Source organism: Undibacterium paludis, from assembly GCF_022568815.1.
In the GTDB taxonomy this organism is placed as follows: Bacteria; Pseudomonadota; Gammaproteobacteria; order Burkholderiales; family Burkholderiaceae_D; genus Undibacterium.
Genome location: NZ_JAKZHX010000019.1, coordinates 1 through 24,489 on the forward strand (window position 1 = coordinate 1; position 24,489 = coordinate 24,489).

Consider the following 24,489-nt stretch of genomic DNA (forward strand, 5'->3'; position numbering starts at 1 on the left):
GACTTTGGGGATGACGTTCAACAAGATGAAACAACAACTATGAGCGGAACCGAAATACAGCCCGGAAACCTGACTTGCGGATTCATCGCTGTTCTGCCACGCTTGCAAATTTACGTATTGCCAGCACATGCACAATATGGTCCTTTGTATTACTCAGCAAAATAGACCAGATAAATGCATCCGAAAAATCCAGTGCAGATGTCTTCCAGTTTTTGGTCGCCAGTATGCCTGTCACGAGCACGAGAAAAAATATGCCCGACTTCAAAGAGTTCTGCCCAGTAGTCAAGGCATGTGCATCCATTTTTTTATACTCATCAGCACTGATATAGCCGTACAAGGCGGAAAACGCGAGCGCCGGTAGCCAGAAACCCCAAAGTGGCGCCTCATAACGAATGCCGTTTACAACGTAAATGCAAAGACCCACCATATTACAAATGATGAGTGCATAAAGCGCCATGCTTTTACTGTCCAGATTGCTTTTGTTTGTTGTGTTCATTTGAATATTTCTATATGTGGTTACAAGAACTTAGGTAGTGCGATAGCCCTATGTTTGTGAGATTCGGTTTGCAGACCGGGCTTCATATTCTGCGCAAGTGGCTATATTTATCTGGGTTTCCAAATGGGTTGCTATCAGAATTTTTTTGTACATTCAATCCCGTGCTCCTGACAAGCTTTTAAATTGGCTATTTAAAAGCTGATATTGATTACTTTGATTTTTCGACAATCACACAATGATCTAGCGGATTTTCTAACGATGAAGTCACATCGGTGCCAAAATTCATTACGCGAAATGGTACTTCCTTTGAAAATTCTGAATATTTTTTTGTATTGCTTTCTACAATTTTCAACGCGATCAGCACTGATGTTGCGGGCACCCAAAAGGGTAACCCAATGCCATGGCATTCGTACTTTGCGGTTTGAATCCGACCAGCAACCAATGTGCCTTTTTCTGCCAATGCAACTCTTTGCGCTAATTGAACCCTCTCAGCTTTTGGGATAAGAACATTCAATTCATCCTCGGTTTCTGAAAGGCTAGCGAGTTTGAGCAATAACATCGGGTCTACCCAGTCCAGCTTTGCCAGTCTGTTCAGCGTAATTTTTGCATCGCCATGGAACAGAGTGACTGAATCAGGTTCGACAAACACGGTCTTCGCGGCTGGCAAAACATAATTCGCGCACGAGGAATTGCAATACCCGCGTACGATAACAGTCAGATTTCTGGAGTGGACTTCTTTGGCAAGAGCAATGCCCGCACTGACATCCCCACCTTCTGATTGAATGATGAGCGTGTCAACGGAAGGACTCATTTTCTCTTTGAAATTTTTGACTGCTTCCTGAGAAATGCAACCAAGCCATGCAGATGTACGGGCAGATATGAACAGTTTTGATTCACAAGTTTGTCCATAAGAAGCAGAGGTAAAGAACGCTAAAATGACGGCAAGTATGATGTACATTCAGTTTTTTCAGTTTGATAAAAAGGGCGATTTTTGCTTCACCCTTACTCTGCTCTTCCAAACGGAAGTTTATGGTACCGTAAAGCAGGAGGTGACGACTGTATCTTCACTGCTGGCCACGTGCACTGAAAAATTGACGCATTGACGTTATATCGATGATGCAGTCTTTGATGCAGCTACCTATCAGACCAAGCGTACATGCATCTACCATATCCACCCAAGCCCATTTCCAGTTTTTCATCGCCAGTACAATGATGAACATCACAAGACAAAACAGACCTCTGGTTAGCGATGTTCGTTTTCTCACAATTGCCCTGTCATTCAGTTTTTTGTATTCATCAACACCTGTAAAACTGAGAAAGACGAAGAGCGCGAAGGCCGGTAGCCAAAAATAAATAAGCGATGCCTTTGCGTGAAAGGCATAAGTAACATAGCAGAACAAAACTGAGATGTAGGAGATAAGGAGTGCAAAGAGCGCCCATGTTTCACCACTGAGATTATTTACTTTTGTTGAGTTCATTAGATTTATATATGATTTTATTCACGCACAACACTAATAATTTCAACAGCGTAGCCGCGCTTTTTAAATTCTTCCTGCAAAGAATGCTCACCCCAAAAATGGGCTGCACCTATCGCAAAAACATTACACTCATTTGAATTTGCGCGAGCCAGGATTTTTTCTAATAAATAGACAGTTCTTTTATCTCCAATCGCCACGCCCGCAGGCTTATCAGCTCCGGTAAGTTTTTCGAGTTCGTCATAGTCAATTTTCGCCTGCTTGAAGTCTCCATGAAGAAAAATTGCTTCCTCCATATCCAAGCCACGTTGAATGTGTTTCTTCTTGCACTCTTCACATTCAAGAAAATCTGCCAGCGTTAGCAATGAAGTTTGCCATCCTTTTATGTCAGAGAATGTACTGATAATTTGTTCTGCCCCCTCGCTTGAGCTTTCCAAGTAATGAATTGGAACTTTGACTATTTTTGCAAATTCTTCAAATTGAATATCCAATGAGGGAAATTTATTATTTTTGTTACTCGAATCCGTTAAGGCACCTATCAATGCTGCTTGTTGCAAATTAAATGGGGTCGCATGTGCAATATATTGAGGGAGTAATTGCGATGGAATCTTTGCGTTACTGGCTAATATTTGCAACTTTTCCCCATTATCTAGATAACGTTGGATGTTATAGTCATCATTAACAAGCATTTTCTGTGCATATTTGCCAGATAACATATCTTCTTTTCCAGCAACAGCATCAACTTCAAGGCACAAACCTTTTGCCTTGCTTATCTGCTCCTTGATCGCGAACGCATAATAGTGCGGAAAAAGAATGTGTAATGAACTGTGCATTGACGGCGCGACGCTAAAATTGCTGCCGTGACCCGAGACCTTGATATAAGACGTTTGTACTTGAGTAGGTTTTCTCTCTTCTGAAGCATACGACGGCAACGTTACGGAAAACAGTTGAAGAAAAAAGAAAAAAAGTAACTTCATATCAAAATTCATACGTTTCATTCCAGGCTCATTGAGTGGTTAATGATGTTTCTTGGACGTGATTTTAAGTCACGTCCAGTTTCTTTATTTCAATAAATCAAGGGCGAAAGTCGGTACTATCGCAACCTGCTTGGTTACTTTGTACAGATGCAATATTCATTCCGTTGTATACGGCTGTTATTACCACACCCGCAGCAACTGGTCCACCAAACGGAAGAGCCGCTAATCCGGCGCCAGTCGCTGTAATACCAGATGCTACTTGGTTACTCGTCGTTGGTTTTGAATTTTCTGCCATGCACCTGTTGTATGCTGCAGCATCTGAGGCGGCACTTGCCAAAGCAATCGCATAAAATGTGGCTCCCCCTGATGTAGATTCGCCCCAAGAATTTTGACCAGCTTCACGGGTTGCACTTGCATCAAATTGTATTGCCCCCACTCCTGTGACTGGGTCTGAATTGGATTCGCCACCAGCTACCGCCATCAATTCTTCATTTGTCATCAAACGCATTTTGTGTTACTCCTATATTTGGTTGGGTTGAACCATACTCCATGGTATGGTTTTACTGCTACCGTTCTAGGTCTAGTCCACCTTGAACGGTTTTTCGGGCTGAGCTGTTGGATTTTCCCGACAGCTCAGCATCGAATCTTGAAATTTTATGCTTTTGTTGTCGCGCCACGCATGTTTGCTGTTGACCTCAGCTCAGTCAAACTTATTCCTATTCGTCAATACGGATACCTAAATCTGGAGGTGTGAGATCACTAATAGGTACAGCCCTCATTCTCTTTTTTATACTGGAAGAGAAAAGAATATGTTTGTTCTCAGAATTTGCTTCTCTTAAAATAAAAATCCCACCACTGGCATCATCTGTCGAATACATTTTGTCGAGCAATTCAGTAGTGATTTTTCCGTTGCTACGCTCAGAGACTGCTTTGTTTAGTTTGTCTGTATATTGAACCTGGATTTGACCTGTACCCTCTTTATCGTCTTTGCCAATCCAGCGCACAGGGTGTAATAGCAGCATGGTCTTTTTTCCAGCCGGATTCGCCAGTAGCGTGCGTTCATACCCCAATAAAAAAATATACGCACATGTGGAAGCGCATAGTCCGCGTGCAAAAGTTTTCAGCTTCAAATCATCAATGCGTTTTTTGAATTCGAAGACGGTACTTGATCTGTCATCGTATCCACCAGGCGAGTCTGAAAGTAAGATTTCGCGGATATCTGGATTTTCTTTGATAAATTTATCGAAGCGTTCAACATCCATGTTTGAAATGACGCCGCTTATTTCAAATCTTTTGACAGGTGCAAATTCTGCTCCTGAAGCTGAGCTTGAAAGAAAAAGCATCATCAAAAAAATACTATGGCGAGCTATTTGTGTGACTACGTTCATCGGAGGTCTACATCAAAGAAAGAAAAACACTCAGTTTGTCGAAAATACCTACAGGCCTGTCAATCGAACGGCCCGTAGGTTGAAGTTTTGATTAATGCGTCAGATCGTACATTGCTTCCATGCAATCAGTTGATCCGCCACAACCACCAATCAAAATTTCAAAACGACCTTCTTGGCTTGGATATTCTTCACCCCAGCTATTCACGTTTCCAGAACGAGTTTCAGCCGCGTCGCCACCAGCTACCGCCATCAATTCTTCATTTGTCATCAAACGCATTTTGTGATATTCCTAAACATGGTTAAGTTGAACCATACCTCATGGCATGGTTTTACTGCTCCGCCCCAGGTCTCGAACACCTTGAGCGGTTTTTCGGGCTGAGTCTGTCGGGTTTTCCCAACGGCTCAGCATCGAATCCTGAAATTCTTTTCCCACACTTTTTTCTTGCTGCCAGTCTACGCACGTTGGGCCATCGCCAGCACCGGTTCCAGCACCCATTCCCAAATCCTGCGCCTGTCTTGCATCACATCGGCTTCCAGCGTCATGCCTGGCTTGAGTGCTTGTGCCTGTCCATAGGCATTGATGCTTTGTGAATTCAGCCGGACCTTGATGCGGTACAGCGCTTCATTGCTGTTGAAACCGTTAATGGCTTGCTGGGCATTGCTCAGGATTGTAGTTGCCAGGTTCTGTGGCAATTCTGTCGGGGCAAACGGGGTGCGGCTGACATCTATCACTGTTGCCTTGTGCAGACCGAACTTCTGGTAAGGGAAGGCAGCATAACGGATCAATACTTCCTGCCCTGGTGTAATGAAGCCTGCCGTGCGGCTGGGGGCGTATAGATGCGCCTCCAGCGCACCTGACTCTGCATTGCCTGCTTCTGTACCCGCAGGTAGCAGGCTGGCAAGTACTTGTCCTGCATTAACGGCTTGCCCTGGCTGGTTGGTCAGGGCGGCGACCGTACCGGCCTGGGCGGCGGTGATTTGTACTGCCTGGCGGTTGGCGTTTTCTGCTGCTTCCTGCTTGAGGCTGGCTTTGGCTCGTTCTATCTGGGTAAGGTCTGTCGCCAAACTGTTGGACAAGGTATCAAGTTCTGATTGCAGGGCGATCTGGCTGGCCTGCAACTGGGTTTTGCTACGCTGCAAAGTGCTCAGGCGGGTGCTGATGTCGAGCAGGTCTTCCTGCTTTTGCTGGGTCTGGGCGGCAGAAACATAGCCATTGGTTTGCAGGGTTTCGTACTTGCTGAGGCTTTGCTGGGCCAGTTGCTGGCGGCGCTGGGCCAGCAGCAGTTCCTGTTCTAGCTGGGTCTGCTCTTGTGTCAGGTTAGCCAGCCTTTGCTGCAATGCCTGCTTTTTCTCTTGATACTGATTCTGCCGCAATCGTTGTTCTGCGGCCATGCTGTCGGCGCGGGTGGCGAGTTGCTGGGCGACCAGGGCGGTGATTTCACCCTGGCTGTTCTGACGTTCTGTGCTGATGGTAAACAGGACTTGCCCGGCTTTGACCTGTTCGCCTTCTTTGATGTGGGTTGTCAGCAAGATACCAGCATTCGGTGCCGCCACGCTCAGTTGGCCGCCTGCAGGAACGGTGATGCCGGTGACGCGGGCTTTTTTGGTGATGCTGCCGAATGTGATGTACACAACCAGCGCTACGGCAATCAATACTGCAATGATCGCGATCAAGCTTGCGGATATTGGTTGGGCCAGACGTATTGCTCCCATCCACTGACTGCTTAAAGCTGAGGTGACTTCGGGGCGGAATAAGGGATTGGACACGCTCATCGAAAACCTTTAACTGCAAGCAACTTTACTTCTTTACCTGGCATCTTCATTTATTTACAGCAATATTTTTAAAAAAATGATTCTCTTTATTTGAAAAATCATAACCGAAAGATACATTGAATTGCAAAATAGAGTTAAATATATATATATTTTGCAACCAATAACATTCCTCAATAATTCATTGATACAATCGCGTGCAAATAAATGTTTTCTTATGGCAATTCTTTTTTCTACAATAGGACTTACGCAAAATTGCCCCAAGCTTTTTTGCGTCGGCCAAACCTGCACCTCAATAAGCACGATCATCCCAACGCTGTCATTCCCGCGTGCTTTTAGCTGGAATCCTGTGTTGATCGACCGCGCAGACTGTAAAACTGGTGCGGCTGATCAGGCATGGATACCCGCCTGCGCGGGTATGACAAGTCGGAATTACGGCAAGCTGCAAGCTTTTAGGCGATTTTGCGTAAGCCCTATCAACTTGCGGGCAATCGATTTGCCAGTAAATGCTTGCGCGGGCATTTCCAATGAGCGCCCGATCAGCCGGAATACCCCCTAACAATTATCATTCAGAATAATTGATCTCTGCCCCATCCCTGGCGAAACAATCAGTCAAACCTAACTGATGTGCTCGTGCAATGCATGCCACGCGGCCCCAAAAAAAGACTCACCGCAATCTTATTGTCGTCTGTCTCTGCTTGCAAATTTTTATTGGCGTGCGGCCCAATGAGGTAAAGACGTTGATATTCGCTCAGCCTGCCGTCCAGGTGACATCTGCTCTGTTGAGTGAGTTTCGTTCAATCGTACAACGAACGCCTTACCTTCTTGATCATCGTGGGAATTTCCCATAGACGCGCATGTCGAGATTATCTCTGCATGACGGATGCTCATCCAGAAATTCAATCATCAGATATGGGTCAAAGTGGCTAATGCTTCACCACCTGACGATGATGACTGAAAAGCTGGAGATTTTTTTCATGTAATTCAGACTTGAGGCGTCGGTTTTCATCGACCAGTTCTTTTTGTTTGAAAGCGTCTTCGATGTAGCAACGAAGACTTGTGTCATTCCAGGGTTTCATCATGAACTGATAGATGATCCCTTCGTTGATGCCGTCGATGATCGATTGCTGGTCGGCATAGCCGGAGAGAACGATACGGATCGTCTCGGGATATCGTTGCCTGACGATGTTAAAGAATTCGACACCGGTCATTTCCGGCATTTGCTGATCCGAGATGATAACGTCGACCTGGTACGAGGCCAGCAGTTCCAGCGCGGCCCTGGCGCTGCTGGCGGTCAGGACAATGCAGTTTTCATGACGTAAGACGCGCTTCAATGCGGCCAGGATATTCTCGTCATCATCAAGCAGCAGCAAGGTACGGTCGTGTTCTGCAAAGTGCAGAAACCTGTCGGGAAGGCGACGATTTTCACGTAGCAATAACTCTACTTCATTGCCTGGTAAGCCCTTTGAGAACAGAAAACCCTGTATCTCGTCACACAGATTGGCGCGCAAAAAATCACATTGTGCTTCCGTCTCCACGCCTTCTGCAATCACATGCATGCCCAGGCTGTGTGCCATGGAAATGATGGCATTGACGATGGCTGCGCCGTCAGATTTATGTATGTCGCGCACAAAGGTTTGATCTATCTTGAGCACGTCAATGGGGAAGCGTTTCAGGTAAGACAGGCTGGAGTAGCCGGTACCGAAGTCATCAATCGACAGTTGCACGCCCAGCGCCTTCAGGCCGCGCAGGATGTCGATGGAACGCTCGACATCGGTCATGACCAGGCTTTCGGTCAGTTCAATTTCAAGGTACTGGGGTTCCAGCCCCGTTTCCTGCAAGACATCCCTGACAAAGCTCACCAGGTTGGATTGCCCGAACTGGCGCACCGACAGATTGATGGCAATACGGAACTTGCCCAGTCCCTGATCCTGCCAGTTTTTGCATTGGGCGCAAGCGCTACGTATGACCCATGCGCCTATGGGCAGGATCAATCCGGTTTCTTCTGCCAGGCCGATAAATTGCCCCGGAGCGACCATGCCAAGGTCGGGCTGGTTCCAGCGTATCAGTGCCTCCATGCCGATGATATGGCCGGTGCGCAGATCAACCTGGGGCTGGTAATGCAGGATGAATTCGTCACGCTCCAGCGCCAGTCTCAATCTCCCTTGCATGGTCAGTTTTTCATTGAGCCTGGTGCTCAGGTCTGCCGTGTAAAATTGATAGTTGTTTCGCCCCAGTTGTTTGGCGCTACTCAATGCGGCATTGGCATTCATCAGCAATACATCGGGCTGATCGCCATCTTGCGGATACTGGCTGACGCCGATACTGCAGGTGATTTGCAACTCCTGTCCGGCCAGCAGCACTATCCTGGACACCGCAACCATGATGCGTTGCAGGATTTCAGTCAGACGCGGCTGGACAGGATCGGCATCGTTGTCCCTGTGCTGGTTATCAGTGCGGGCACTCTCTTCACCCTGCTCTACCAGGACCAGGGCAAACTCATCCCCTCCCAGGCGAGCCACCGTGTCGCTGCCGCGTACGCAGACAGTCAGGCGCTCGGTAATGATTTTGAGTAATTCATTGCCTATGCCGGGGCCAAGACTGTCGTTGATCACCTTAAAATGATCAAGCCCCAGGATCACCACCACCACTTTGTGCTGGTGCCTGTTGGCCGTGACCAGTGCATGCTTGAGGCGATCATTCAGCAGGTTGCGATTGACCAGACCAGTCAGTTCATCATAATTGGTCAGGTACAAGAGCTGCGACTCTGCACTTTTGCGTATCTTCAATTCTTCAGCAAGGGCACGGTTTTGCTGCAACATTTCTTGCGAAGCGATGTCGAGAGAACGCTCCGTCATGGCCCTGTCGATGTCGGCCTGCTGATACGTGGCGTCAATGGCCTGGAAGAGTTTATCCAGCTCTTTTGGCAATGCTTTCGCATCGCCAAACAGGCGGCTGATTTGACGTCTGAGCAGGCTATGCATGGGTCAGGCCTCTCGGAAGGTCGTGATGGTCATGGTCTGGTTATGCAGCTCGCAGGGGCCACCAGGCATATGCGGCGAAATTTCTCCATACGAGTAAAAACCGGCGAGCATGGTGCCTTGCCCCAGCACTTCACGGACGGCTTCGACTTCTTCTTCCACTCTTTGTTTGAGAACCAGCTTTCGGCCCACACAGCTGATCAGCAAAGCCAGTTCTGCTGCTTCATTTTGCATGGGGTGCACACAGATTTTTGCGGCCCCGCATGCACCGTCGATCAGGCGTTCAAAATTGGCTTTCATCAGGCGCGCATAGGCTCCCTCTGGCATGTCGCCGGCAAAAGTCATGCTTTGATCCGCTTCGTTGACACCAAGTATGGTACGCACCACGCCGCCATTTGCACCTGGCTCTGCCCCCTGTTGCCAGGCATTGCGTAAAGACAGGGGGAACAGCAGTGCGGTAGCCGGCAAACCCGCAGCATGTTCACCCAGGTAGTTCTTGTACAGTTCCAGCGCGGGCTTGCCGTCGAGGTCATACAGGACATTGCCGGCGGAGCGTGTAATTTGCCGGTCGGGGCCAAATGAATCCCAGCCCCCCAGTGAACCGTAACTGACTTCGATATGTGGCCCATACAGGCCGATTGCCACAATCTGCCCTTCTGCCGGCACATCATTGGCGCATACCAGGGTTTTCTTGAAATCGGCGCCGTCTGCCGACAGGCCACCGGTGACTTCCACATGCGCAGGCAATTGCGCCTTGAGCCCGCGTGTCAGTTCGGTTCCATTGACTTTGAGGCCATCGGAAAATACCAGTACATGCGCCAGGTCTTTTGCCGGCAGGGATTCAATCAGGGCCTGGCCCGAGCTGAAGCTCTGGGCCGCCTCAAGAATACTCACCCTGGCAAAATGGACGGGCGTCTGTTCAAAATCGATAACCGTCACAACCATGGTGTCATCACTGACGGTCGTACCATGGATCTCGCCCGCTGTAGAGCAGCCGGCAATAACGGCATCCGGGAAGGCCTGGCGCACCGCATGGAAATTTGCCGGATTGGATAACAGCGAAGAACTGCCAAAAAACAGGACCAGCCGGCCAGCCCTGGGCTGTTGGGTCTGTTGGGGCTGGGAAGAAAGTGGAAAATGAGGCGACTGCCCATCAAGGAAAATACTTTGAGATACCTGCATGATTGCCTCTCTCGCTGCGTTATTTTCTTGTTGTTTTTTGGTTAGCCAGCTTCACAGATCAAAAGCCCGGCATGTTCAGTGCGAAGGGAATGTCACATCGTCAGAAAATATCGTCGACTTACTTTATTCAATGCAATCGATATAATAAATGCAATAACAATAACGGTGCTTTTTCCTTACCTTACAGAAATTGATTATAAGATATATAAATTAATAAGCGTTATTTTTTCGAAGCAGGGAATGTCAACAAAGGTGTATGCGACTGCTGTTGACGAGGCGCCATAGAGGCTGAAACTACCGCTGTATCCAGGTGAAGTCAACACCGTACCGGCCAGTCACTCGAAAGAATGCAGGGGCAACAGATTTTCCCCAACTCTTCACACTCACTGCATAATCCCTTCATCAACATCCGGCATGCTGCACATCCATTGATGAATTCAATAACAGCATCCGCATGTACATCTATATTTTTGTCTGCCTGGCATTCTATGCCACTCCTTTCATCATCACGACATCCATGAGCGACCACCGGGCGCTGGCAAAGGCAAGCGTGGTGACAGGCGTGCCGCTCACGCTAATTGTTGTCCAGATAATGCGTGAGAGCAACGATCCGCACAACAATGCCAGTATCGGCCTTGCCTTCGTCATCGTCCCGATTGCCATGGCAATCATGGGCCTGGTGTCCGGCGTGGTGACCAGCCTGGTGTTGCAGTACAGGACGAGGCAGGCGGCCAGTTCGCAGGCACGGCTGGGGATACGGCTGGCAGGCTTTGTCGCCCTGCCCGCCGCTGTGTACTGCTTGATATGCTAACCGAGCCAGCCTGTGTACTCGATGCCGTTCCGTATAGTGCCGATCACCATGGCCTGGTTTTCTGTGCTCTCACAGAAGCTGGCGAGCGCACCGGCAGCGGTAATCGCGCCGCTGTTGATGCCGTTGGCCTAGTAATCAAAACCGGCCTTGTCCGGCGTACGATGCAAGACGTTGTTGTAGAAATTGGTGATCAAGCTTACCTCCCTTTATGTTATTTGACAGCAGGTTACCAAGCAAGAGATCGCCTTTTGCCGAGCCGATGGCCTTTTCATACTCTCCAAACAGCCAGCGCATGCTGACCAGGTCGCCTATGTTGACAATGGTGTTGAGACCATCGGCGCAATTCACGCCCCCCCGACCAGATGCGGCGCGCCGGTGATCGTCGACCCCAGGTTCAGTTAGGCGCCCTGACCATAGAGCGACAGGTCAATAGTGTCATTCCCGCCCTTGCAAAATATACGCGGTAACCGTTGGTACCGGCGGTGATCACATCCTCACCGCTGCTGCTGGTGCCACGGCCTTCGCCATAGGCCAGTTGCAGCGCATGAGCCCCGATCACGCAGGCGCAGTAAAATCGTCAACAAATGGTATGGACGCTGCCCTCTGTGGACTGCAGGGAATTCAAGGGAGACTCCAGCGCCGGCGGTTCTATGATCGCTCCCTTTTTTCATGCATTTTTATGCTCAGCCAATGTCAGGAAGTGATCCAAAAAAACTAAATACGGTCACGATTTTCCCGGCCTCATCGACTTCAACGACGTCATAGCCCGCAACGATGGCCCGGTTTGCTATGCAAACTTCCCAGCTGTAACGATGCAAATTGTGGTGTGAGTCAACTCCTGAAGTCCACACTATCTCTGCATCAGGGCGTTGAGCACGAAACTCCGCAAGGCAAGCAGAAAACTCTTCAACACCTATGGCAACGCGGTGTGGATCAAAATACCGGGTATTGGTGCCAAATGCATCGCTGACATTTTGCTGGATCTCGCCAATGCTGTGAGAATTCCAGGCTGCAAAGTAACTAACTAGACAAGCAGGGCGGGTATTCATATTTCAGTCCTCCAAATAGATCGTCAATGTGCTGATCATACGCACTTGCGCCAGGACGATCTATACTCTATAGTCCATCTTATCTTTTCGATCGTCCAAAGATGCAATGGATCCACTTTCCGATGCCCTGGCACTTCTCAAACCCCGCAACTATATGTTTCACGGGCTGGACGCAGGCGGTGACTGGTCTATCTATTTCGAGCCGCGACAGGGAATACGTTGCTATGCCTTGCTTTCCGGCCAATTCTGGCTCACTTTGGGTAACAGTCCTGAAGCCGTACACTTCAAAGAAGGCGATTGTGTTTTACTCCCCAGTGGGCATGGAGTAACTCTTAGTAGCGACCCGACACTGCCAACTGTCGATGCGAAGATAATATTTTCTGAGGTAAAAGAAGGCGGGCTTGTTACTTACAAAGGTGGCGGGAACTGTTATGGACTGGGAGGCTTCTTTGAATTTTCTGGCAGGCACGCAAGCATACTGCTCGGCATTTTACCAACCATCATACACATCCGCAAAGAGTCAGATAAAAACGTCCTTCGCCGTTCACTGGAACAAATCATGCAAGAACTGCGAGAACCACAACCTGGAGGCACTTTAATCGCTCAATACCTTTCATCTCTCATGCTCGTCCAGGCGCTAAGACTTTTTCTGTTTGAAAGAGCCGAAGTTACAAATGCAACAGGAAGCACAGACGTTGGCGTTGGCTGGATTTACGCATTGGCGGATAAGCAAGTGGGCACCGCCATTTGCGCCATGCATGAAAACCCAGCGCATAGGTGGACTATACAGAGCCTGGCTAGCCGTTCGTACATGTCCAGATCCACATTTGCAATGAAATTCAAAAACCTGGTGGGCGAATCGCCGATGAACTACCTGACACGGTGGCGTATGCTACTTGCAGGTGACAGGCTTTTAAATTCCCACGACACAATTGCCGTCATCGCGCCATCACTAGGCTATAAGTCTGAAAGCTCGTTCAGCACCGCTTTCAAACGCGTAATGCAATGCTCGCCACGGGAATACAGAGCGCTTTTCCAATAGACCGATCTTGGGCCTGGGCTCATTTCTGATTACCTGATGCTTGCGGCTACGCAAGCTAATCGAACCTGCGCCCTTTAGCCAGACGAGCACCATTGTGAACCTCCGCATCCGGCATCGCTAGAACGACAGCGCCGTCTTCACGGTGAAAGCCAGTGACCAGGCATTCTGACATGATGGGGCCGATCTGTTTCGGCGGAAAATTAACGACGGCAACAACCTGTTTCCCGATCAGGCTTTCTTTGGTATAGAGGTCTGTAATCTGGGCGCTGGACTTTTTGATACCGATCTCTGCACCAAAATCCACTTTCAGTTTATAAGCCGGATTTCTGGCCTCGGGGAAATCCTCGGCTTCAATGATGGTGCCGACACCTGGTTCTACTTGTGGAAAATCACTCCAGGTGACCGTACTCATTACTCTTCTTTGCAAGGTATGACCTTGCATCGATAACGATGCAAGGGTTGGCACAGCAGTACTGCTTATTTTTTCTCAACAGGCATCTGGTCAACTGCCTGTTCAATCGCCTGGCGGAAATTCAGTTCGCCATCCATATACGGAATCCAGACCTGATCAATCACGCCCAGGTATTCCGGCCAGGCCTTCTGGTACAGGCCATTCTTCAGCGCGTAAGGCTGGTATTCCAGATTGCCGCTCTGCTTGAGCACATCCTGGGTGACTTTGCCAACGGTAAAAAATTGCAGCACATGCCACAGATCAGATTCGCCCTGATGATGTGTTGCCTTCATCCTGTTATTGATGGCGGTGACGATGGCGTCGGTGACCGTGGTATGCGATGCCTCGTGATACAGCATTTCCAGCGCCGCCAGGCTCTGGTAATCTGGCCGGCCACTGGGTATGACGATCTGCTCATCCGTATAAGCGCCCTGCCTTGTGCCTGTCAGCACGACGGCGTCCATACGTATCGGCCTGGCAGGGAAAGCATGGGCCATATACTTCTCTATGCCCGCCTGTATATCTGCGCCATATTTCGCATCAAGCTGCCTGGTCTGGCTGATCCAGTCCTGGTTGCTTTTGTCCTGTGACGCCCAGATACAGCGCGCATACACAGGCGCAACCCGGTTCAGCACAGCAATGAGCGGCGCGGGGATGGGCAGACCAGTCGCGTCACGGCGCTGGTCATCGACGCTCAGACCACGCTTGATGCCTTGCATGGTTGCATCAAACATGACGTCGCGTTTCGCATAATCGGCCTGATAAAAGTCAACGGCTTCTTTCAGCACCGTCAATTCTGCCTCACTGGGCGCATGGTCCCAGGGCAGCTCTTGCAGTGGTTTTTTCCGTATGGCGACATCGAGCAGGAAATGGTGCAGATTCATTAAAAACGCACTGTGATACTCAAACCTGGCGCGCTGCACAGACGTCCCGGGCTTGCTGCTTTCTGCACTTTGTGCAGCAGCGACGAATGAAAAAGCGAGATAAAAAGAAAGTAATAACTTTACAATGAGGCGCATAGTAATTGGCTGAAGAGTGAGAACAGACTGCTGAACTGACTGACTTACATACGGGCATACGGACATACTTAACAAGCATACAAATTCTTCGAGGGCGATTTTATCTGAACATCACCGAATTCTGTACTTTTTTACAAGCTATCATAAAAATAAGATTCACCTCAACAAAGGCTGTACGCTGCATGTTGAATTGGCCCGGACAGTTTGTGTCGGTCCTGCATCGCCATAGGCACAATGCCCCAAATCGTCATTCCAGCCGGATGTTGGCAGGAGTCCCGCACTGGTCCGCCACGCAGGCAGTCAGACGGGTGAGGCCGACCGGGCATGACGATTTGAACAAGACGGTAAGCTGCACGATCTGGGACGGTTGCGCAATTTTTACTGTCACAGGCCACTCATCGATTAAACAAGCTTGCGTGTCTGATCGTTCCTTGTTGTCGATCTGTCAGAGAATTGACTTAACCTTGAACTGGGTAGGTCAGGAGTCTTCAAAAGATCTGATTTACTTTGCAGGTTTGCACCAGATGCCATGGTGACTGCCTCGTAATGTGCACCTTTTTGAATGATGACAACATCATCGGTCCCTGTCCGGTTGGTCGGTAACACGACTGGTGTACCACTTTCATGCGGTTGGGCGATCAATACATTCATGCTGACGTTGAATTTTTTATTGATAGAGTTCACCAGCGCCTTGAAAGGCACATCATCCGAATACAGCATGTTATTACCAACTTCAGGGAACTTGTTTTGCACTGCGGCACGCAATTTGGTGGCCATTTCTGTGTGCTGGGAGCCATAATCTTTAGTGGCATGCTGTAGTAATGAAATAATCAGACAATTCAGGCCGTCACCGTTATTGGGTACGATCGCTATATTTCTTGCCTTCATCCAGCTTTCGACCTTTGGCATCAGCTGTGCCATGCGATTCCGTTCTTCAGCGACTGCCTGCGCAGCCCTGTTCTCAGACCTTGCGTCACCTTGCGATCTGGGTGTTGGCAGGATACTGCCCGCAACCAGATTGCCAGCGCCGTTACCCTGAGCGCCAAAAGCGGCTCCCTGCATGGCAGTTATTTTTTTGGCTGCTTCCGCTGCCCCTTTGGCATCAAACGGAGACTTCACCGCTTCGCTCGTGCTGCTACTCTTTTCAGTTTTCGTCTGCTGCAAGCCATTGGTAAAGCTTTTCTGCAGGCCAGAAGTCTTGCTGACTTCTTCACTGGCTTTCAATGACGCTGGAGCGTCCGCCTTTTTTTCAAGCGGGGCAGCCTTCATCAGGGCAGCGCGCTTGGCCAGTTCTTTTGCCGCCTCGACTCTGACGCGGTCAGAGATGGTCATATTCTTCGATATGATCTCCAGCTCGCTCGGCTTGAGTTCACGCAGGGTCTTTCTTTCTGGTCGCATGATGTCTGCGAAACCCGACTTTACTGTTTTAATCAGGCTCTTATCGTCCGAACGCCTGGCATCAATACGGGTAATTGCGTCAGTGACTTCTTTAGCGATTTCTGCATGGGGTGTCTTGATGCTGAAGCCATCCTTGCGATGGCTGGCATGTATCATTGCCGCACTATTGACCTGCTTGGTGACATCGATGATATTGACGAAATGATTGAATACATGACGGCCATTGCCGCTCTCAAAATAAGCCAGCCGTTGTTCTGGTGATGACAATGAACGGATGACTGCTTTTTCCTTTTCCCAATCGACGCCATCGGGCAGGCGCATGCTGCGTATCCGTGTCAGCAAATCTTCAGGCGCCCTGGCAAAAGGATCGCTGCCGTCCTTGCTTGTGCCGGGCGCAAAGTGCGCCACTTCATTTGCCATGGTCGCCGCACGTTTATAGGGCTCCTGCTCAAAGTACCAAAAGAATTCATTGGGCATGGTCGTCTTGGAAATATCATATCCCGCTTTCGTGACCGACTGGTATTCCTGATGCTTGTCAATCAGTTTGACAAATAAATCCGGGTTGCCGAGGTACTGATTTTTTATCCGGGGGTTGGCGCCGAACATCTCTGAAAGTGATGCATCATCTTTCTTGCCCAGGTCCAGCATTTGCTTCAGGTCAGAAAACCGCAACATCAGATAACTCAGGTCCGGGCCAATAATTTCATTCACAACCGAGGTGGTCGAATCCTTATTGCTCAGACTTAAAGAAGTCACACCTGCTTTGCTCACGATCAACGGGACAGAAACGCTCATACCGCTATCAGTATTGGCCAGACCACGGATGCGTTGCATCTCAAAGCGTGTTTTTGATCCCACATCGGGCATTCTGTGCAGCTTCAGTTCGATGGATGCGCCCGCGCCTTGATCGGCGACCACCCCTTGCACACCGCGCAATTGCTTGCAGGCTTCTTCTGTCATCGATCGTAAATCCTGGGACGAGGTGCCGGGATACATTTTCTCCAGTGCCAGCATCAGTCCTTTTTCTGCCAGCATTCCCGAGATCGGCTGGCCTGCATTGGCGCTGATCGTCACAACGATGAATTGCCCCAGCCGCCCGGAATTGATTTGTGAAGAAGCATTTTGCACTCTTGCCTCGACAGAGATGGACATATTTCCGACCTGCGTCGAGAAACTGGGATTATGTACGCCATCTTCTTTTTTCTGACCGGTTTGCGCTGGCAGGATATCAGTGACATTGAGGCCGGACCCGCCAGACCCGGTCAGATTTGCCGCATAATCCTGCCTTTGCCAGAGCGCACGCTCTTTCAGCAGCATATGCTCCGACAGGGTCTCATGCTTGACAGGCAGCAGGGTCGAATCCATGAGTTCACGTATTTTGGCGTACTCATTGTCAGCCGCCCGGATCACGGCAATTTTTTGCTCTCTGGCGACGGGGTCAGTCGTCGGACTGGATGCTTCGTCCCTGGCGATTTCTCTCTTGAGCAGGCTCAGGTGTGTACCGACCGAAGCGAGTGCCATGGAAAGTCCGTCATAACTCTCGGCAACAAACTTCTCAGGATCTTTCAACGCTCCCTGCAAGCCCTGCGGGTTTTTACCTTGCCATATCTCTGTATTGATTGCCTCGTAAGCCTTTTCTCTTCTGGTCTGAAACGCATCCCTCAATTGAGCAGGCATGAAACGGTCTGGTTTGGCCAAAACAATATTGGCGTTTTCCAGGTAATTGCTGTACATGGTATGCACTTCTTCCAGCGCGGAGGTCAATCCAGCCAGTTTCTCAACATCATGACTAGCGATGGTCGTTCTGAACTGCTTGGGAATCTGTCCACTATTGCCATAGAACTGCTGGGCTTCTGGTGGTAACTGATTCGTGGTCGGTGATGCTCCCTGCTCCATGAGCTCGCGCAGGGTATGATATAAATGAAGTCGCGGACTGTTGAGCTTCTCAATCCGTTGATGCACTTCCATCGTCTGCGCCATATCATGCAGATGCGCGGGGTCCAGCAGGCGATGGGCGGGCTCGGCTGTCTTGATGTGCATGGCCAGATTTTTGACCGTCAGGTCAATGCCTGCCTTGCCACCTGCGGCAGACCATGTGCCGTCATGATGACTTTTCCCTATCCCGGCAGACACCGTGCCAGTGACACTATTGATTGCTGGTCGCATGGTTTTATTGTTGGCATAACCGACTGAATCAGGGATGGATGCATTGATCGGTGAACGCAACTTGTCGGTCGCCCCGGCATTGCGGTTCTCATTCACCAGTTGCGCCGCGCCTGGATAGGCTGCCGCAAACAGTGCAGCCATCTTTGTATTTCCCTGCATCGAATCTGCTGCGCTGGCAATATGCATCAGCTTCGCCATGTTGTAACCTTTGGCGAGTTTGGCGTCATTCAGATAAGTTGGTTCACTGGCGTCACTTTCATAGCGCCTGCCGACTACAAATTTGGCAATTTTATTGTAAGTTTCTTTGACCTTCGTCAGTGCTTCGGCTCTTTGTCCGGCTGAACCCTGGCTCATCAATTGATTCGCATGCATGTTGGCGATCAGCTTGACCATTTCGCCAGTGGTGGCCGTTTCATAGAATGTTGTGCCAAATTCTGCTTTTACCTTACCGCTGGCATCGTAACCCCAGCCATTTATTTTATTGCCGTAGCCACCCTTGATTTGCCCACCCAGCATTTCCCAGTAGTTGGCGTCGCCATCTTCATCTATGCTCAGGATATTGGTTTTTTGCAGACTGCCGCCGATGTTGCCAAGGCCGAAGAAAGAATGTTTGGCGCCTATGCTTTTTGATACCACCAGACTGGCACCCGGCAAAGCTTTATCGATAGTCGGCGCCACGCTTTCCATGTTTTTTGTTTCAGCCGAGGCATATTTATCCAAAATCGCCGGCGCGGCTGCCGTCAGGTGTATGCGCTTCAACTCAGTAAGCATGGCGCCCATGCAGCTATAAGTCAATGCCATTTCAGGTTCAGGCTTGAACAGGGCGCGCCGGATTGACGAGCCTGCCAGATTTCGCGCCAGTTTTCTGCAATCGCTTGCGGCCTGCGAAAAACTTTCGCGGATTTTTAAGCCCAATTCATCTTCGGGCAAACTGTTTTTGCTGGTAGCCAGGGCCAGTACTGAATGAAGCTGTTCAACGACTTTGGTCCTTCTTTTTTCACGCAGGTCCAGCGGACTGGCGGGCACTGGCGGTAACTCCTCAATGAGGGCGCGCACCGTCTTTGCCAGGTTTTCCCTGTTGATTGCGCCTGTCACCGGATCAATCACTGGCCCCGGAGCAGCCTGGGTCTTCTGTGTGCCTGAAGCAGGAGCTTTCTCTTTGCTCTCGAGCTGCGCGAGCAATTGCTGTTGCATGGAATTGGTCAATGAAGACCGTTTACTGTCAACACTGTTTTTTTGCTCAAGACCCGAGTCCTGCTTGCCTGTATTCGTTGTATGCAACGAACTGGCGACAGAAGCAGAGGGAGAGTGACTGCTTGCGCCCTTCGTTTCTTGCTGGAATAAATCGCGCAAGGTCTGTGAACTGCGCCTTGGCGCTGCGGTTACCTCATTTGTCCTGGCCTTGGCCGTATCCGCCCCGGCCTGTTCTTTCAGATAATTGCCCCAGGAAGTGATCAACGAGTCTTGCGGCAAGTTCAGCGGCAATTTGGGCGCGGCCGATTGCTTCAAATCGTTTTGCAATGTCGTGTACAGATAATGATTGCGCTCCGAGTAGGTCGTCGTGCGCGCCGTGTCGTTACTGCCTGGGCGCGAGACATTTCTATTCAGTGATTCAGACGACAGGGCAGGCGAGGAATCAGGTTCATTTCTCTCAAAGTTTCTGACAGAGTAATTATTCGCATTGGTCTTGCCTATCATCTCGCACGCTCCCTGGTAACAAATTACTAACGACCATAACAGGCAAACGGAAAATTATTTAATTGAAATGCACTATTTGTTGTAAATTAAATTTTGTTAATTTGCCATTTCCTGAAATCAACTCGCCAAAGCAAGGCTGAGCATTACGCTTTCAGCGCTGCTGTCGTATCACATGGTCAAAAGTCGGTGTTTTTTCTGGTAGCTAGTGGACTGTCACAGTGAAAAGCGAAGTGCCTGCCATGTGCTCGACGATCATGGCGGCGTTGCAAATACGCGCGATAGCCCCGCTATCGCTGTGTTTATTTGTCAAAACCTTGCCTTGCCCTGATTCGCCGGGCACATGTCCTTCACTTCCGCTTTCACTGTGACAGTCCACTAGCCCCCGGTTAAAACTTGTCACATGTCTTGGCATGTACTGCCAGCCACTCCTCACGGTCATCATCCGCATCAATACCCTCACGCCTGTCTCTGCGAGAAGTGGCGTAATACAAGGCATTCCAATCGCAAGGGTCTGACCATGCTTTGCGCATAGCATTGAGGAGCAATGTAGTAATGTAAGGTGCGTGCGATTACACAAGCTCATCGTCGCTGCGCGACCTGCCAGATGTCCTGGTTTCTTGCAATTTCACCAGATACCCTATTTAATGGAAGGCGTCCCCGGCATCAAATCAAATCAGATCAGATCAGATCGAAATACGGCAGCACATGCAAGATGGCTTCTCGCAATACGTTATTCCTGGTCATTCTTCGTCATTGTTGCTTCTTTTGAATGTTTATATTGATATGTCGACGCATGCGAACATCATGACAAAAAAGATCAGTTTGAGCATTGAGAAAACCGGAGTACCGTTTTTAAAAGCAGGCATACTGATCTGTTTGCTTGCCGGCTTGCCGTCTGCCTTCTCTACCGACCGCAAAATCGTTGTAGCCTACAATGAACGCCCGCCTTACCTGATCAGCAATGCAGATGGATCGGTGAGCGGACTGACGGCCACCCCTGTTGCCAGGGCATTCAAAAATGCCCATATTGACTATGTCTGGGAAAAAGAACCGACCAATCGTCAGTTGCAGAACATCAGGGAAAGCCTTGGCCCGTATTGCGGTGTGGGTTGGTTCAAGAATCCTGAACGCGAAAAATTTGCGAAATTCACCAAACCCATCTATCGCGACCAGGCATCCATCCTGGTCGCCAATACCGATTTCAAGGCACCGGGCAACAACCTGCTGACGGACATCCTGAACCGCCGGGACATCCGTATCCTGGTCAAGTCACAGTACTCCTATGGACAGTATATCGATGCACTGATCTCCAAAATGAAACCCACTCTTGTCCAGACCACGGCAGAGAATATCAGCATGATCAGGATGATCATGGCAAATCGTGCGGACTTCATGTTCATCTCTGAAGAAGAAGCTGCCTACTCCATCGAGCAGGCTGGATTTGCACCGAACGAATTACAGCTGATCCACGTGCGTGACATGCCGGAAGGTGAAAAAAGATATTTGATGTGTAATAAAAACGTCCCCGATGAAGTCATTGAAAAGCTCAATCAATTCATTGTGTTTGAGTGACCTTGACCTGATGCATCAGGCCCACATGTCCCATGCTCGATTGCCCTGCCAGGGAACGTCATTCCATGCGCACGGCATGAACTCATGTTACGGCCGCGCGACACGGCCTGAACCGTCTACAAGTTAACAATCGTGTCACCACATGCAAGGCACACAAAAACACTGGTACATTAGCGCCAGGCATGTACACTGATAGAAACTCTCGGCAACAAAAGGGGCGGCAGCCATGCAACACTTACATCATCGCAGACGACAATTCATTGCCGGTGCGGGCTTGCTGCTGATACTGGCTGGCAGCAATATGGCCAAGGCAAGCGGCTTGCTCTATCAATTGCCACTGCATTGGACAACCGACAAGTCGCAAGCAGTGACGCTCAATGCTTTTAGCGGCAAACCGGTGGTGCTGGCGATGGCCTACGGCGCATGCAAGCGAATTTGCTCAACGACTATTTTTCGCATGGAACAAATCCAGACCATCCTGGACCAGCGTCAAGTCGATGCGAATTTTATTGTGGTGGGACTGGACCCCAAATCCGATAAGCCGGAGGACTGGCAAGATTTCAGGCAAATGCGCAAACTTCAACGCCATAACTGGTCTTTCTTATCCGGCAACCCAGCCGACACAAAATCGCTGGCAGCCAATCTGGGTATCAACTACTGGATCTACCACGACCATGTTATCCACGATTTCAAAATTACCTTGCTGGACAAGGACGGCAATGTCGTCCGTAGCATGCTCAATGCAGGCAACAGCCTGGAAGAGTTTTTACAAGGGCTACCCGCCAGACAATAGCCCGGCAAATCAGCAGCGCATGTAACACGCCTGACAGGCCATTAATTGCATTAACTGATGCCGCCTTGCCGTCCAGGCTGGGGCAACAAAGACAGCACACGACAGTACGCAAGGCCTGGCAGGAATTTGTGGATGATCTGTAGCGCGTGTCAGCATATCGAGAGCAATATCAGGCGCAGTGCAGCAGGAGAAGAGGCATGAACGCCGCTTGCACCCGCCGCCAGTACATCAACGCGTCAACAAATTCCCAGAATGGTTTTAACTCAATGTAAACCGCTGAACCTCCTCGACCAGTTCTACCGCCAGATCGCGCAAGGTTTCTGCGTTGGCAGTAGTCTGCTCTATCAGGGCGGCATTTTCTTGCGTCATGCCATCCAGTTCTTGTACGGCACGTTCCACTTCTTTCACGCCCAGTGATTGTTCATGCGATCCGGCGCTGATATCACCCAGCAAGTGACTGATACCTTCAGCCGACTGCACGATCTGCTCCATGGTGGCGCCTGCATGTTGCACCGTGGTGTTACCTGCCTCTACTTTGTCCACACTCTCACCGATCAGCTGCTTGATTTCTTTGGCTGCTTCGGCAGAGCGGTGCGCCAGTGAACGTACCTCAGACGCCACCACTGCAAAACCACGACCCGCCTCGCCTGCCCGTGCGGCTTCGACAGCAGCATTGAGCGCCAGAATATTGGTCTGGAAAGCAATACCGTCGATCACACTGATAATGTCGCCAATGCGATGCGATGAATGACGGATATCTTCCATCGTCGTCATCATCTCTTTGATGACTGCGCCGCCCTTGGTAGCCAGACTGGCGTTTTCCTTGGCGAGCCTGGTCGCTTCTTTTGCATTGTCCGCAGTTGATTGAACAGTGGACGAAATTTCGACCATGGAAGAGGCTGTCATCTGCAGTCTTTGCAAGGTCACCCCAGTGCGCTCTTCCATGTCTGCAGCCCCCTGGGAAACCTCTGTGCTGCTGGCTTCGATTTGCCCGGCGCTGTTGCGCATCAAACCAACAATCGTCCCTATCGCCGCCTGCATATCCATCATGGTCCGCATCAGGTCCGTGGTCTCGTCGGCGCCTTTTGGTGTGAGCCTGATCGATAAATCACCGCCAGCCATGGAACGCATATGTGCGCCCACATGGTATAGCCCCGAGTTCATGGCGCGGTAAAAGCACACAAACATGTAGAAAGCAACCAGGATAAAAAATGCCACCACGCCAAGACCCGCATACAGCTCTGTCTTCAAGCGGGCGATCCTTTGCTGCAGAAGCTGGTCGAGTTGACCAACGGCTGTACTTTGGACGGCTTCGAGCGAATTGACAACTTTTGCGCCGAGGGCTTCAATTTTTTTTGCTGCTTCGGGCCCGCCTTTGCCGACGTCATCACTGGCGACGTCGCGCAGCTTCTTGATATCCTTTAATGCCTCATCGATATTGAGCTTGTCTTTCAATTCGGGGTGTTCACCAATGACCTTGGCCAGGTCTGCCTGGACAATGCCTTCAAGATAATCAATCAGACCTTCTTCTTGCGACAGTTCTTGCGCCGCCACTTCAACATCCTTGCCCGATCTGGAAACAGATGCCGCCAGCACCCGCATTTTGGCTGTCGCTTCGAGCAGGGCAGGCATCGTATTGACGCTTGCATCCATCAAATAGTACGTGTCTATGTCTGGGTCCAGGGTCAGGCCACTGCCGTCGGCCACTTCTGAGATCATCTTGCCCATCAGGCTGTTGAATTTTGTATGGGTTGCAAAGACCTTGAACAATCCCTCACTGGCGGGCGCCGCTGCCTTATAGGCTGCCAGCGCGGCTTGCAGATCATCTGTCGTTCTAAACCTGGCGCCCCACTTTTTATCCCCCTCCTGCAAGACGGCGAACTGCGCTTCGAGCTTGGCTTTGACCTCTTTGAATTCTGGCGGCGCAGTGCCTTCACTTTGCTCCTGCATGGTAAAGCGGCGGTACTGCCTACCCAGTTTCACTGCCGGCAATAACTGCCTGGTATAGTCAAGCCCTTCCAGTTCTTTTTGCGTGATGGTGATTCCCTCCTGCTTCGACTGCACAAAAGAATAACCCAGCACGCAGATGGGTATAAGAAACGTAACAGAAATCAGGATAGACTTCGTCCTGAACAAGAGGTTGCGAAATAAATTGACACCAGGGCGTAAAAACCAGGGTTGGCTAGACGGGGGATTTTTCATTGTATAGTCAGTAAAAAGT

21 protein-coding genes are annotated in these 24,489 nt (G+C 49.9%); 4 read left to right on the plus strand and 17 right to left on the minus strand.

The window, feature by feature from the left end; translation table 11 throughout:
- Positions 1 to 82: 82 nt before the first annotated feature.
- From LZ463_RS25415 to LZ463_RS25460, 10 genes are all read right to left on the minus strand, one after another.
- The gene (locus LZ463_RS25415) at positions 83 to 457 is read right to left on the minus strand and encodes a hypothetical protein (protein WP_241459114.1); all 375 of its coding nucleotides are present in this window, start codon (positions 455 to 457) and stop codon (positions 83 to 85) included.
- Positions 458 to 704: 247 nt separating this feature from the next.
- Positions 705 to 1,454: a hypothetical protein gene (locus LZ463_RS25420; protein WP_241459115.1), complete on the minus strand. Its 750-nt coding sequence runs from the start codon at positions 1,452 to 1,454 to the stop codon at positions 705 to 707.
- A gap of 106 nt (positions 1,455 to 1,560) precedes the next feature.
- Positions 1,561 to 1,974 (minus strand): hypothetical protein, encoded by a 414-nt coding sequence (locus LZ463_RS25425; RefSeq protein WP_241459116.1) that lies wholly within the window; start codon positions 1,972 to 1,974, stop codon positions 1,561 to 1,563.
- A 17-nt stretch (positions 1,975 to 1,991) separates the two neighbouring features.
- Positions 1,992 to 2,969: a TraB/GumN family protein gene (locus tag LZ463_RS25430; RefSeq protein ID WP_241459117.1), complete on the minus strand. Its 978-nt coding sequence runs from the start codon at positions 2,967 to 2,969 to the stop codon at positions 1,992 to 1,994.
- Positions 2,970 to 3,045: 76 nt separating this feature from the next.
- A complete protein-coding gene (locus LZ463_RS25435; RefSeq protein ID WP_241459118.1) occupies positions 3,046 to 3,456 on the minus strand; it encodes a hypothetical protein in 411 nt (136 codons plus the stop codon).
- Between the two features lie 208 nt (positions 3,457 to 3,664).
- Positions 3,665 to 4,336 (minus strand): hypothetical protein, encoded by a 672-nt coding sequence (locus LZ463_RS25440; protein WP_241459119.1) that lies wholly within the window; start codon positions 4,334 to 4,336, stop codon positions 3,665 to 3,667.
- Positions 4,337 to 4,427: 91 nt separating this feature from the next.
- Positions 4,428 to 4,613: a hypothetical protein gene (locus LZ463_RS25445; RefSeq protein ID WP_241459120.1), complete on the minus strand. Its 186-nt coding sequence runs from the start codon at positions 4,611 to 4,613 to the stop codon at positions 4,428 to 4,430.
- 176 nt (positions 4,614 to 4,789) lie between these two features.
- Complete coding sequence (locus tag LZ463_RS25450) at positions 4,790 to 6,103, minus strand: HlyD family secretion protein (RefSeq protein ID WP_241459121.1); 1,314 nt, start codon at positions 6,101 to 6,103, stop codon at positions 4,790 to 4,792.
- 929 nt (positions 6,104 to 7,032) lie between these two features.
- Complete coding sequence (locus LZ463_RS25455) at positions 7,033 to 9,090, minus strand: EAL domain-containing protein (protein ID WP_241459122.1); 2,058 nt, start codon at positions 9,088 to 9,090, stop codon at positions 7,033 to 7,035.
- 3 nt (positions 9,091 to 9,093) lie between these two features.
- Positions 9,094 to 10,269, minus strand: coding sequence for an FIST signal transduction protein (locus LZ463_RS25460; protein ID WP_241459123.1), 1,176 nt, complete (start codon positions 10,267 to 10,269; stop codon positions 9,094 to 9,096).
- A gap of 454 nt (positions 10,270 to 10,723) precedes the next feature.
- On the opposite strand from LZ463_RS25460, the gene LZ463_RS25465 reads away from it, so the two are divergent.
- Positions 10,724 to 11,080: a hypothetical protein gene (locus tag LZ463_RS25465; protein WP_241459124.1), complete on the plus strand. Its 357-nt coding sequence runs from the start codon at positions 10,724 to 10,726 to the stop codon at positions 11,078 to 11,080.
- 394 nt (positions 11,081 to 11,474) lie between these two features.
- On the opposite strand, the gene LZ463_RS25470 is transcribed toward LZ463_RS25465, so the two are convergent.
- Entirely contained in the window at positions 11,475 to 11,639 is a 165-nt protein-coding gene (locus LZ463_RS25470; RefSeq protein ID WP_241459125.1) for a hypothetical protein, read from the minus strand.
- 124 nt (positions 11,640 to 11,763) lie between these two features.
- On the minus strand, positions 11,764 to 12,129 hold the full coding sequence (locus LZ463_RS25475) for a hypothetical protein (protein ID WP_241459126.1): 366 nt from the start codon (positions 12,127 to 12,129) through the stop codon (positions 11,764 to 11,766).
- A gap of 106 nt (positions 12,130 to 12,235) precedes the next feature.
- Between LZ463_RS25475 and LZ463_RS25480 the strand changes: the two genes are divergently transcribed.
- Positions 12,236 to 13,171, plus strand: a complete 936-nt coding sequence (locus LZ463_RS25480) for an AraC family transcriptional regulator (RefSeq protein WP_241459127.1) — start codon at positions 12,236 to 12,238, stop codon at positions 13,169 to 13,171.
- Between the two features lie 55 nt (positions 13,172 to 13,226).
- On the opposite strand, the gene LZ463_RS25485 is transcribed toward LZ463_RS25480, so the two are convergent.
- From LZ463_RS25485 to LZ463_RS25500, 4 genes are all read right to left on the minus strand, one after another.
- Positions 13,227 to 13,583 carry a tRNA-binding protein gene (locus tag LZ463_RS25485; protein WP_241459128.1) on the minus strand — a complete coding sequence of 119 codons (357 nt, stop codon included), beginning with the start codon at positions 13,581 to 13,583 and terminating at the stop codon, positions 13,227 to 13,229.
- Positions 13,584 to 13,648: 65 nt separating this feature from the next.
- Entirely contained in the window at positions 13,649 to 14,641 is a 993-nt protein-coding gene (locus LZ463_RS25490; protein WP_241459129.1) for a hypothetical protein, read from the minus strand.
- A 247-nt stretch (positions 14,642 to 14,888) separates the two neighbouring features.
- Entirely contained in the window at positions 14,889 to 15,029 is a 141-nt protein-coding gene (locus LZ463_RS25495; RefSeq protein ID WP_241459130.1) for a hypothetical protein, read from the minus strand.
- A gap of 14 nt (positions 15,030 to 15,043) precedes the next feature.
- Positions 15,044 to 19,903 carry a hypothetical protein gene (locus tag LZ463_RS25500; RefSeq protein WP_241459131.1) on the minus strand — a complete coding sequence of 1,620 codons (4,860 nt, stop codon included), beginning with the start codon at positions 19,901 to 19,903 and terminating at the stop codon, positions 15,044 to 15,046.
- Positions 19,904 to 20,707: 804 nt separating this feature from the next.
- On the opposite strand from LZ463_RS25500, the gene LZ463_RS25505 reads away from it, so the two are divergent.
- Both LZ463_RS25505 and LZ463_RS25510 read left to right on the plus strand, forming a co-directional pair.
- Positions 20,708 to 21,475 (plus strand): substrate-binding periplasmic protein, encoded by a 768-nt coding sequence (locus LZ463_RS25505; protein WP_241459132.1) that lies wholly within the window; start codon positions 20,708 to 20,710, stop codon positions 21,473 to 21,475.
- A 226-nt stretch (positions 21,476 to 21,701) separates the two neighbouring features.
- The gene (locus LZ463_RS25510; protein WP_241459133.1) at positions 21,702 to 22,268 is read left to right on the plus strand and encodes an SCO family protein; all 567 of its coding nucleotides are present in this window, start codon (positions 21,702 to 21,704) and stop codon (positions 22,266 to 22,268) included.
- A 258-nt stretch (positions 22,269 to 22,526) separates the two neighbouring features.
- Here the strand turns inward: LZ463_RS25510 and LZ463_RS25515 are convergent, their stop codons facing one another.
- A complete protein-coding gene (locus tag LZ463_RS25515; RefSeq protein ID WP_241459134.1) occupies positions 22,527 to 24,470 on the minus strand; it encodes a methyl-accepting chemotaxis protein in 1,944 nt (647 codons plus the stop codon).
- Positions 24,471 to 24,489 lie beyond the last annotated feature (19 nt).